Genomic DNA, 659 nt, shown 5'->3' with positions numbered 1-659 from the left:
CGACAAATAGCCCGAATTCCCACGGGTAAGGTCGGTAAACCCATTTCTAACACCCGACGCATCACACAGGCGTGGTTATGGTGGGAGCCTTCGTACTCAAAACGCATATCGCCATGGGCATCAATTTGAACCACGTAAAAGGTTCCGATAAAGCTTGTCGGTAAGCTTGTACTACTCCCGTGGTGATAGCGTGTTCACCCCCGACGGCGACGACAAACTTATCATCGGCAATTAGACGCGAAACTGTAGCTGTGGTGACGGCTAACATCTCCTCGGCGGACAATTGCGGTTGCTGACGGGTATCTGCGATCGCATCATGGGTATAGATGCCCACTTCTAAACAGGTTTCCCGCTTAAGTTCCTCGTCATAGGCTTCCAATTGTTGGGAAGCAGTAATCACCGCCGCTGGTCCAGTTTCACAACCCTTGCGATAGGTGGTGGTGGCCTCGTAGGGAATCGGCAGGATTACGGCCTTAGCTGTGGCGTAAGATGCGATCGCTTCACTCCCTAAAAACTGTTCGCTACCGGTGGCGCAAGACAATAACATGGGCAAGTCACAGAAAATTTTAGTCCAATCTTCTATTATAAATATTTTGACTATTTTTGTCTATCTCAACTGACCCCAGACATATATACTACAATAGCCAAAAACCCTTATC

1 pseudogene is annotated in these 659 nt (G+C 48.6%); it reads right to left on the bottom strand.

What is annotated here, in order from left to right:
- A pseudogene (locus MICAI_RS17005) lies at positions 1-547 on the bottom strand (arginase family protein); the annotation flags it as partial.
- Positions 548-659: the final 112 nt, after the last annotated feature.

The organism is Microcystis sp. T1-4 (genome assembly GCF_000297435.1).
Lineage (GTDB): Bacteria > Cyanobacteriota > Cyanobacteriia > Cyanobacteriales > Microcystaceae > Microcystis.
This window is presented reverse-complemented; position numbering and strand designations above follow the sequence as displayed.